Here is an 8,045-nt window from a genome sequence, read left to right as displayed (position 1 = left end):
GGGTGTGGGGTGTGGGGTGATGGGGTGATGGGGTGATGGGGAAGTGGGGTGTGGGGTGTGGGGTGTGGGGTGCTGGGGCAGTGGGGGGGGGGGGCGGTGGGGGGGCTGGTGGGGTGTGGGGGAGGGGGGGGGTGGGGTGTGGGGTGGTCACTGCGTGCGCGTTGCGGGGGGAAGTGGGGAGAATAAATAAAAATAATCTCCTGACTCCTGACTCCTGAATCCTGAATCCTGAATACTGAATCCTCACTCCCAACTCCTGAATACTGAATCCTCACTCCCAACTCCTGAATACTGACTCCTGAATCCTATCTCCCGACTCCTGACTCCTGAATACTGAATACTGACTCCTGAATACTGACTCCTTGACTCTTGCCTTCAGAAACTGATAACTGAAATCCTCCGATTTCTCCTGTAAGATACTGTGTAGAGATGAGGAGTAATTATTTATGGAAGCTGGCGGTTCACAACGGGGGATTTCCCCAACTCTGCGGCAAAGTGGTATCGGTTTAATGTTACTGACATCGGGGGGAATATTAATCTGGTTTGTCGCTTGGTTAAGTAATTTTAGCTTCGGGGGACGCAGTTATCGCGCCAGCTTCCTTTTTCCTAATGTGGGTGGCATGATGGTGGGAACCCGCGTCGGTTATCGGGGAGTGAGAATCGGGCAAGTGACGGCAATTACCCCAGAACCGGAGGGAGTCGCCGTAGAAGTGGAGATTTCGCCAGCAGATCGCCTAATTCCCAGTAATTCCCTCATCGAAGCCATTCAATCCGGTTTAGTGGGTGAAACCACGATCGATATTACTCCCCTGCAAGCTTTACCCGTCGGTGGTGTTAAAGAACCCCCTTTGAGTCCTAACTGTAATGGGGAAGTGATTATCTGTAACGGTTCCCGTTTACAAGGGCAATCGGCGCTAAATGTCAATACCTTGATCAGATCTTTACTGAGAATTTCTAATCTAGTTAGCGATCCCGATATGGTGGCTGGATTTCGTTCTTTTACCCAACGCGCTGCCAATGCCTTGGGGGGACTCGATCGCTTTAGTGGTGAGGCAACCACCGCTTTAAGTGAGGTACGTCGCAGCGGTACTCTAGGTAAACTTAATTCGGGGATGAGATCCCTAGAATCCTTACCCCAAGTATCCGGTTCCCTCGATCGTCTTTCTAGTGATCTTTCCGGTGTCGGGGGATTGAGTCAGGAAGCGACTACTTTACTGAAAAGTTTACAGGGAAGTGGCGGCCTGAGAAATTTAGACGCTACCCTAGTGGAGGCCCGAAAAACGCTGCTTTTGGTGGGCCAAACCACCGAAGAACTGCGGGTTTTTTTGGCAGCTAATCAAAATCGTTTAATTGCCACTCTCGATAGTATCAAAACTACTAGCGATCGCCTACAAACTACCCTCGCTGCTTTGGATCCGATCCTGACGGAAGTGCAGAAAAGCCAAATTATCGAGAATTTAAACACTATTTCGGCAAATGCTGTTAAATTAAGTGAAAATTTGGGAAATTTTACCGCTTATCTCTCCGATCCTGCCACTGTTGTCACCCTACAGCAACTCCTCGACTCCTCTCGCGCTGCTTTTGCCAATCTTCAGAAAATCACCTCGGATGTGGATGAAATTACCGGTAATCCGCAACTGCGACAGGAAATTATCCGCTTAATTCAGGGTTTAAGTCGTTTGGTTTCTTCTAGCGAACAACTACAGCAGGAATTCGCCCAAGGTCAAGCAATGACAAGAATGGCCGCCCAAATTGCGACAATAGCCCCAAATCCCGCCGCTAATACCCCAGAAAAAGACGCTAAGAAACCCAGAAAAAGCCCCGAAATAAATGATTAAATGTGTTTGAAAAATCACCTTAGTTCCTCATAAAGGAATCCAATCTAAGCGATCAATCCATTCTTCAGCTTCTGTTAATTCCCAGATTAAAATCATTGATTCAGCCCATTGACTAATTGTACCGCTAGGGCGTAACCAAATAATTCCCCAAGTGTGACCTCCCGTGTTCCAATGATCTTTTAAATGATTGGGCATGGTACTTCTATTGTCAGTGATTAACAGTCTCTGGGATAATTCTAAATATTGCAATAAATTAGGATCAAGTGTCCCTAAAAGAGGTGCATCCGCATCACCAACTCGCAAAATATCTATAGTAGAATTGATACGTTGAACCGCTATTTTTAGCTTAGGAGATAAATTTTCATCCAGCAAAAACCGAATTTTCATGCTTTTTGTAAATACTCCTGCTCCTTTTTAATTTTTGCTTTTCTTAAACGATCAATTAAAGGAGATGATGTTTCTAGCCACTGTTGATAATGTTGTTCCCGTTGTCTTTCTAGCTTGACAAGATAGAGATCGATTTGTGCTTGATTGTGATAATAATAGGTCAAAGTGGCATAAATTTTTTCTAAATTTAGAGTTGGTAATTCTTGGAGAATTTCTTGAGGACTATAACCTTGTCGATAGTATTTCAGTACGTCCTCAATGCCAATACGATGTCCTTTTAATTGAATATTATCTACTGCTACAAATTCAAAATAATCTTCTAACTGCATAGGTTGTTACCTCCTAAAACATCAATACTATCCTAGCATATTATTAAAAATGTGCCGCAAAATTCAAAATTATTCACCGATTTTAAGCCTATCTGAATATTCAATTTAACCCACCTACTTTAGATGGGTTAAAAAGATAAAAAGAGATTAAGATTGACGTTTTAAAGCAGAACCAATTCCTAATACTCCTAAACTCAATAATCCTAGCACTGATGAAGGTTCGGGAATAGAAGGAGGAGGAGAGGAAAGAGCTATCACTGAGACATTATCCAACGCAGGACCATAAGGTGTATCGACTAAATTTAGAAAACTAAGGGTAGTTGTTGTTCCAGTGGCAGTAAAACCCCAAGATTTTGATACCCATCCCATGTTTGAACGGCTTTTTCCTGTTATGTCGAAAGAAAAGTCAGCAGAATTTCCTCCTGCACTCACTCTCATCTCTTTAATAGTAGGACTGTAGTCTGTATTACCCGCCAGATCAAAAGTCACCCGATAAGTCTCACCGACAGTTGTGTTAAAGGTTTGCTGAATTCCACCGGCATTCGCTCCAGATAGATCCAGATTTCTACTACCCTCAGAAGCTTGCCAATAAGTTCCTATATAATCAATTGTTCCTTGGCTGACCGTCCATCCTGTAATTGCTGTGGAACCAGCATCAAGTCTTATAAAATCACCAGGGTTAGGGTTGACGGTAGCCGTCTCAAAACTGCCATTTTGAATCAAATTTGCTGCTTGTACAGGGGTGACTATCAAAGCACTCACCGCCAAGACATAGGAAGCAATTGAGAGTTTTAATAAGCTATGCTTACCCCCCCCCCGCAAATCAATCAGTTTTGCTAATTTTTGAGTCATAATTAAAAACTCCATTTTTAGATAAACAACCATAGCCTAGCACAGAAAAGCTTAAAATAAATGAAAAAATGATTAATTTTTTGTTCAAGATGGTCTTAAATGAGCTTTGGGATAGAGAGACTTGTGGCAAGATATAATTAAGGGGTATTTGGGGAAGAAATTGGATTATGGAAGAACTTTTAGAATTAAAAGCTTTACTCTTAAAAGGTGATATTAAAGGTTCACTGGCGATTGTAGAAGACCTTGAAGATATGAGCAAAAATGGGATTATTAGCACCATTCGTGGTTATGCTGTTATCTTATTACTTCATTTAATTAAACAACAGGCAGAAAACCGAACCACTCGTTCTTGGGATGTCTCCATTCGCAATAGTGTTAGAGAAATTCAACGCCAAAATAAACGCCGAAAAGCGGCAGGATATTATTTAAGTGATGAGGAATTAACAGACACTTTAAACGATGCTTATCTTAATGCTTTGGATGCCGCTTCTTTAGAAGTCGAATCAGGTCGTTATCAATCGGAGAAACTAGAAGCTATAATTGACAAAAATAAACTGATTAGTGATGCTTTCCTTCTCATCAAAAACGTCTCTCCCTAGAAAGATTATGACCAACTCAATCTCTCAAGAACAAGCCCAAGAAATGTTACGTTGGTTAAACAAAAATCGTGACACCGTGATTGATTTGTATAAAAATCAATACATTGCTTATAACGAAAAAGGAGTGATTGCTCACGGTGAAAATTTACAGAATGTTCTAGAAGAAGCCAACACAACCAATCAAGAATTTGTCATTTATCTTGTTCCTAGTTGTCGTTATTCTATTCAAATTTTACCCATTCAAGTTTAAAGTAGTTTAAGTTGATTTTGACAACGGCAAAATTCTATGAAAATAACCCTTTATCAACCGACGTTATCGTTATTATTACTGCTGTTCCTATCCGGTGGTTGTGCAGTCAATCGGGAAAAAGAGAAAACCACCACTCCGCAAGCGTCTCCCCTAGCAGAAATCGTTCCTTGGCAGATGGTCGAACGGGTTACTATTTTAAAAGCCGATCAGGATCCCATCTATGCTTTGGCCATTAGTCCCGATAACTCCTTGCTGCTAAGTGGTAGTTTTGACGGCACGGTTAGGGAATGGGACCTAAAAACTCAAAAACCTCTCAGGACTTGGCAACTAGGTGATACCGTTAACGCTATCCAATTTAGTCCCGATGGTGAGACTTTCGTAACTGCCGATGCCGGGGGAAAAGTGCAACGCTGGAATACGCGCACGGGAAAATTAGAAATGACCTATCCTGGCCATGCTTTTCTCGTTACCGATGCCGCTATTTCTCCCGATGGCGAAATTTTGGCCACGGGTAGCTGGGATCGTACAGTTAAACTCTGGGATTTTCAGACGGGTACACTGTTAAAAACCCTGCGCGGCCATAATCATCCGATTCAGGCGATCGCATTTAGTCCCGATGGTAAAGGAATTGTTAGCGCCGATTACGATGGCTTCGTTAAACTGTGGAAAGTGAGTACCGGTCGCTTTATTCGTGCCTATGCGGGTAATTTATTCCCCGTTTATCGGGTGCTTTTTTCCAAAGATGGTAATACCGCCGGTACTGCTAGTCAAGACGGTTCGATCCGCGGTTGGCAAGTAAAAAGCGGCATCGGCACCACTACTATTCTCGCCCATAACGACGCTGTTACCGATATGGCCCTGCTCGATGGGGGTAAAGTTTTGGCCAGCACTTCTGGGGATGGAACTGTCAAATTTTGGGATGTTAATACCCGTCGGCACTTGAATACTCTCAAGGGAAACGTCATCTTAAGAATGGTTGCCAGTCGAGATGGTCGTTGGTTAGTCACTGGAGATCGAGACGGTGCGATCGCACTGTGGCGAGGAATCTAATTGGGGTCTGCTGAAAAAGTTTTTCCTAGAAGCAGGGTGTAGGGTGTAGGGTGTGGGGTGTGGGGTTTTACCGATTTTGAGGGGGTCAATTACCTAATTTTCAGGGAAAAAGTAGCTGAATTTCCCCCTGATCACTCCCATATCTGGTACTTTTGGATTTCAAAAAAGTCTAAAACTCTTATCCAGCAAGGTTTTTAGATTTATTCAGCCAGCCCTAATTGACTATAATTAAGACTAGAGTGTTTTCTAGGGCGAAATATAGCTATGGCAGCAGTGATTTTAAACTTAGATACAGTCAATCTCACCGATGAGCAGTTTTACTGTCTCTGTCAAGTTAACCCAGATTGGCAACTAGAAAGAAACGCCCAAGGAGAATTAATTGTGATGCCACCTGTTGGGGGAATTAGCGGCAACCGAGAGGCCGATTTTATTAGTTTACTTTGGTTGTGGAATCGTCAAACCGGATTGGGTAAAGTCTTTAGTTCGGCGACGATTTTTCGTTTGCCGAAAGGCGGAGATCGCGCTCCCGATGCCGCTTGGGTGAGTTTAACTCGTTGGCAAGCTCTGAGTCGAGAAGAACAGGAGAAATTTCCGCCTATTTGTCCCGATTTCGTCATTGAACTGCGCTCCCGTAGCGATTCCCTCCCGGAAATTCAAGCGAAAATGCAGGAATATCTCCACAGTGGTTTGCGATTAGGTTGGCTAGTTAATCCTCAACAACAACAAGTGGAAATTTATCGTCCTCAGCAACCCGTAGAAATTATGGAACTACCGGCTAATTTAAGCGGAGAGGATGTCTTACCCGGCTTTAGTCTATTTATCTCCATTTTTGAGTAAAATATCCTTAAAACCGAGGTATGATCAGACCTCTGGTCAAAATCAAAATAGGAGTCGCTCGTCAGTAGTCAGGGTAAATTCAGGCACTTTTTCCCTGAAAATTGGCTAATTGACCCCCTAAAAATCGGTAAAACCCCACACCCTACACCCTACTCCTAGGAAAAACTTTTTCAGCAAACCCTATTTAACTATGACCACCGATACTGTCACCACTCCCTCGCCCAAAAAACTCTGGTTAGCAGCCATTAAACCACCAATGTATAGTGTGGCGATTATACCGATTATTCTGGGAACAGCGATCGCTTATCAGGAAACAGGTCTATTTTCTCCCCCGGTTTTTGCCACTTTTATCCTCTCAGCTATTTTAATTCTCGCTTGGTTAAATCTCAGTAATGATGTTTTTGATGCCGATACCGGGATCGATGTCAATAAGGCCCATTCGATTGTTAATTTAACCGGTAACAAATCTTTAATTTTCTGGCTGAGTAATCTTTTTCTATTATTAGGCATCGCTGGTATTTTTGCTATTAGTTATGGGCGAGGCGATTGGATGCTCCTAGAATTAATCGCCCTCTGCTGTTTTTTGGGCTATACCTATCAAGGGCCTCCCTTCCGTCTCGGTTATCAAGGATTAGGTGAAATTATCTGTTTCTTTACTTTTGGACCCTTGGCGATTGCCGCTGCCTACTATTCCCAAGCTGGCACTTTTTCCCTCTCTAGTCTAGCGGCTTCAATTATTATCGGGATTACTACTTCTATCATCCTTTTTTGTTCCCATTTCCATCAAGTCGCCGATGATCTCAAAGCGGGTAAAAAATCACCTATTGTCCGTTTAGGTACTTTAAAGGGTTCTAAAGTTTTAACCGTAGTGACGGTTCTCGTTTACGTTTTAACGGTAGTTTTTGTCCTGCTCCAGGTTTATCCCCCTCTCACTCTTTTAATCTTCCTTAGTCTCCCTTTCGCTTGGCAATTAGTCAACCACGTTAACCAAAATCACGACCAACCTCAGCTAGTCAGTAACTGCAAGTTTATAGCGGTTAATCTTCACTTTTTTAGTGGCATTCTCTTCTCCCTTGGCTATTTCCTTGCTTCCCGTTGATCAACCCGATTTTTTTTCTTAAACCCCTTTATCAGTTATCAGTTATCAGTTATCAGTTATCAGATTTGAGTTTTAAGTGTGCAGTATGTATTAAGTGGGAAGTATTTAATACGGCGGATTCAGCCTTAGTCTGGTACATCTTCCAGTTTCCTACTGTCTTTTTACTGTTTACTGATCACTGATTACTGTTTACTGTACCCGATCAAGTTTGCACTTATTAACGGAAAAGTGACAGAATAGGGAGATAGATCGCCACAAATAAAGGTTAGCATGAGTGAACAACCCCTCGGATCGGTTATTCAAGGTTCCCTGAGTGAAGGTTTAGAAATCCGTCTTTATCCGGATATTTCGGTAGAAGATATGCGCGTCGGTAAGTTTTTGGTGGTGCAAGGCACTCGATCGCGTTTTTTCTGTCTCCTCACCGATGTCTCCCTGGGTCACTCCAGTCCCCGGATTATCGCGAATCCTCCCCATCCCGATGATAGTTTTATGCGCGATGTTTTAGCGGGTAGCGGTACTTATGGTACTATTGAACTATCGCCTATGCTCATGTTTACTCCGACTGGAGGTAATTCTCCCGCAGTTTCTGACACTTCTTTAGGCTCTTTTCAACCCCAAACTAGCGCCGATTTAGAATTACTGCCAGTTAAAACTATTCCCGCGCATTTTAGCCAAGTTTATGAAGCTTGTGAGCAGGATTTTCGCATGGTTTTCGGTTGGGAAGATGATCCCACCAGAAAGAATTTTGCTATTGGTCAACCCCTTGACATGGACGTGCCAATATGTATTAATCTCGATCGCTTT

At 43.0% G+C, this 8,045-nt stretch carries 11 protein-coding genes; 7 read left to right on the top strand and 4 right to left on the bottom strand.

What is annotated here, in order from left to right:
* Positions 1 to 275 (bottom strand): hypothetical protein (locus tag PX482_RS19075; RefSeq protein ID WP_288122855.1); only part of this gene is annotated, 275 nt, incomplete at its 3' end.
* 171 nt (positions 276 to 446) lie between these two features.
* Between PX482_RS19075 and PX482_RS19070 the strand changes: the two genes are divergently transcribed.
* Positions 447 to 1,838, top strand: coding sequence for an MlaD family protein (locus tag PX482_RS19070; RefSeq protein WP_288026828.1), 1,392 nt, complete (start codon positions 447 to 449; stop codon positions 1,836 to 1,838).
* A gap of 27 nt (positions 1,839 to 1,865) precedes the next feature.
* On the opposite strand, the gene PX482_RS19065 is transcribed toward PX482_RS19070, so the two are convergent.
* The 3 genes from PX482_RS19065 to PX482_RS19055 form a co-directional block, all read right to left on the bottom strand.
* On the bottom strand, positions 1,866 to 2,225 hold the full coding sequence (locus tag PX482_RS19065; RefSeq protein ID WP_002763705.1) for a DUF5615 family PIN-like protein: 360 nt from the start codon (positions 2,223 to 2,225) through the stop codon (positions 1,866 to 1,868).
* Positions 2,222 to 2,554, bottom strand: a complete 333-nt coding sequence (locus tag PX482_RS19060; RefSeq protein ID WP_002750711.1) for a DUF433 domain-containing protein — start codon at positions 2,552 to 2,554, stop codon at positions 2,222 to 2,224. The genes PX482_RS19065 and PX482_RS19060 overlap by 4 nt, the downstream gene beginning before the upstream one ends.
* Before the next feature lie 147 nt (positions 2,555 to 2,701).
* On the bottom strand, positions 2,702 to 3,406 hold the full coding sequence (locus PX482_RS19055; protein ID WP_288097397.1) for a choice-of-anchor C family PEP-CTERM protein: 705 nt from the start codon (positions 3,404 to 3,406) through the stop codon (positions 2,702 to 2,704).
* Between the two features lie 167 nt (positions 3,407 to 3,573).
* Between PX482_RS19055 and PX482_RS19050 the strand changes: the two genes are divergently transcribed.
* The 6 genes from PX482_RS19050 to PX482_RS19025 all read left to right on the top strand — a co-directional run.
* Positions 3,574 to 4,005 carry a DUF29 family protein gene (locus PX482_RS19050; RefSeq protein WP_002763700.1) on the top strand — a complete coding sequence of 144 codons (432 nt, stop codon included), beginning with the start codon at positions 3,574 to 3,576 and terminating at the stop codon, positions 4,003 to 4,005.
* A gap of 7 nt (positions 4,006 to 4,012) precedes the next feature.
* Entirely contained in the window at positions 4,013 to 4,255 is a 243-nt protein-coding gene (locus tag PX482_RS19045; RefSeq protein WP_002763698.1) for a DUF5678 domain-containing protein, read from the top strand.
* A 36-nt stretch (positions 4,256 to 4,291) separates the two neighbouring features.
* Positions 4,292 to 5,305, top strand: coding sequence for a WD40 repeat domain-containing protein (locus tag PX482_RS19040; protein WP_288097394.1), 1,014 nt, complete (start codon positions 4,292 to 4,294; stop codon positions 5,303 to 5,305).
* Between the two features lie 264 nt (positions 5,306 to 5,569).
* On the top strand, positions 5,570 to 6,142 hold the full coding sequence (locus PX482_RS19035) for a Uma2 family endonuclease (RefSeq protein ID WP_002763694.1): 573 nt from the start codon (positions 5,570 to 5,572) through the stop codon (positions 6,140 to 6,142).
* Between the two features lie 190 nt (positions 6,143 to 6,332).
* Complete coding sequence (gene menA / locus PX482_RS19030) at positions 6,333 to 7,241, top strand: 2-carboxy-1,4-naphthoquinone phytyltransferase (RefSeq protein ID WP_002763692.1); 909 nt, start codon at positions 6,333 to 6,335, stop codon at positions 7,239 to 7,241.
* A gap of 270 nt (positions 7,242 to 7,511) precedes the next feature.
* Positions 7,512 to 8,045 (top strand): HAS-barrel domain-containing protein (locus tag PX482_RS19025; RefSeq protein WP_288122853.1); only part of this gene is annotated, 534 nt, incomplete at its 3' end.

The sequence above is a fragment of the Microcystis sp. M53602_WE12 genome, from assembly GCF_030065455.1.
Classification (GTDB): Bacteria; Cyanobacteriota; Cyanobacteriia; order Cyanobacteriales; family Microcystaceae; genus Microcystis; species Microcystis aeruginosa.
The sequence above is the reverse complement of the archived record's forward strand: the minus strand, read 5'-3'. Positions and strand labels throughout refer to the sequence as shown.

Bases quoted from the DNA above. Each gene is read 5' to 3' on its own strand.
- PX482_RS19040 (WP_288097394.1), top strand. From the start codon at position 4,292: ATGAAAATAACCCTTTATCAACCGACGTTATCGTTATTATTACTGCTG.
- PX482_RS19055 (WP_288097397.1), bottom strand. From the start codon at position 3,406: ATGACTCAAAAATTAGCAAAACTGATTGATTTGCGGGGGGGGGGTAAG.
- PX482_RS19065 (WP_002763705.1), bottom strand. From the start codon at position 2,225: ATGAAAATTCGGTTTTTGCTGGATGAAAATTTATCTCCTAAGCTAAAA.
- menA (WP_002763692.1), top strand. From the start codon at position 6,333: ATGACCACCGATACTGTCACCACTCCCTCGCCCAAAAAACTCTGGTTA.
- PX482_RS19045 (WP_002763698.1), top strand. From the start codon at position 4,013: ATGACCAACTCAATCTCTCAAGAACAAGCCCAAGAAATGTTACGTTGG.
- PX482_RS19070 (WP_288026828.1), top strand. From the start codon at position 447: ATGGAAGCTGGCGGTTCACAACGGGGGATTTCCCCAACTCTGCGGCAA.
- PX482_RS19050 (WP_002763700.1), top strand. From the start codon at position 3,574: ATGGAAGAACTTTTAGAATTAAAAGCTTTACTCTTAAAAGGTGATATT.
- PX482_RS19060 (WP_002750711.1), bottom strand. From the start codon at position 2,554: ATGCAGTTAGAAGATTATTTTGAATTTGTAGCAGTAGATAATATTCAA.
- PX482_RS19035 (WP_002763694.1), top strand. From the start codon at position 5,570: ATGGCAGCAGTGATTTTAAACTTAGATACAGTCAATCTCACCGATGAG.